We start from the raw sequence: 1,267 nt of genomic DNA, 5'->3' as shown, positions 1-1,267 counted from the left end.
GTCGCAGAGCGCGCCGCGGCGCGGCTTCATGCGCGCGAACTCGATCTTCACGGGATCGGCCCAGCCGGGCTGCTCGACCCACCCGCCGCCTTGCCACACGCGGATGGGCTCGCCGCAATAGGCGAGCACGCCGGCCAGCGTGGCCTCGCCGCGCGGCGCACCTTGCGCAGGGGCGATGCAGATGTCGATGGTGTGGATGCCCTGCCAGTCGGCCGCGAGATGGTCGACCACGGCGGACGACAGGGCGGGCACGGTGCTGGCTCCGCTGACGGCGGTGCGGCCTGCGCCGCGGAAGTCGACATCGAGTGCCGCAGGAAAGTCGCACACGAAGCGCCGGCCATCGGCCAGGTCGATGTAGTGCGCGCCCGCCGCCGCGACGGCCTGCGGTACGCGGTAGTCCTGGTTCTGGAAAGGACCGGCGGTGTGGATCACCAGTTGGGCGCCCAACTCGCGCAAGGTGTTCGCGAGGTCGGCGGCCTGCACGTCGATGCGCACACCGTGTGCGCCACCGCCCAGCGATGCCGCGAACTCGGTCGCACGCTGCGCATCGCGCCCCGCCACCAGCAGTTCGATACCGGGGGTGTCGGCCAGCGCACGGCAGATGCGTGCACCGAAGTTGCCGTAGCCGCCGAGCACCAGCGTCTTCATGCCGCCGCTGCGTCGCTGCCCGCGACGTGCCCGCGCGTGAACGCCTCTTCGAAGATCGAGTAGCCCGACCAGTCGGCATGCGCGAACGACAGCCGGCCTGCAACGACGCTGCCGCGATGCGCGGCATCCGGCGCGGTGCGCTGCGGGCCGATCTGCGCGAGCAGGCCGGGCCGGGGGATGGACATGGCATGCCCATAGCGCGTGATGTCGATGCGCGTCGCCAGCGATGGCAAGTCGGGGTGCGGTGCCGACAGCTCGGCCAGCAGGTCATCGCGCCACCCGGTCCACGGGCGCTCCAGCAGCAGCTTGCGGCAATCGGTCGTGTCGTAGCTGCTCGGGCCCAGCGGCCGATACCAGCTGACCACCGTGCCGCGTGGCGTCGGGTCGAGCGACTGGTGGCGCGCGTCGACGTAGCCCAGCCCGCGTGTGCCGTAGATCACGTTGTCCCAGCTCGGCGCAGCGCCAAGCCGGTCGGCCAGCGGGCCGCTCAGGTGCACGTTGGCCACGAGCCAGGGGGCGTAGCGAACGTGCGCAGCGGCGGTCTTCAGCACCTCGGGCGGGTTCTCGACCATGCGCGCGGCGATGAACACGGGCAGGGCGACGATGCAGCGCTCGGCTT

General features: G+C 71.7%; 1 protein-coding gene and 1 pseudogene. Both read right to left on the bottom strand.

Annotated features, from left to right (window positions below; genetic code table 11):
• A partial coding sequence (locus ACSFA3_RS24030) for a saccharopine dehydrogenase family protein (protein ID WP_435507906.1) occupies positions 1 to 648 on the bottom strand: 648 nt, incomplete at its 3' end.
• Positions 645 to 1,267, bottom strand: a pseudogene (locus tag ACSFA3_RS24025) (hypothetical protein); the annotation flags it as partial. The pseudogene ACSFA3_RS24025 and the gene ACSFA3_RS24030, both read right to left, overlap by 4 nt.

Origin of the sequence: Variovorax glucosi, assembly GCF_051216695.1 — a bacterium.
Lineage (GTDB): Bacteria > Pseudomonadota > Gammaproteobacteria > Burkholderiales > Burkholderiaceae_C > Variovorax.
This window is presented reverse-complemented; position numbering and strand designations above follow the sequence as displayed.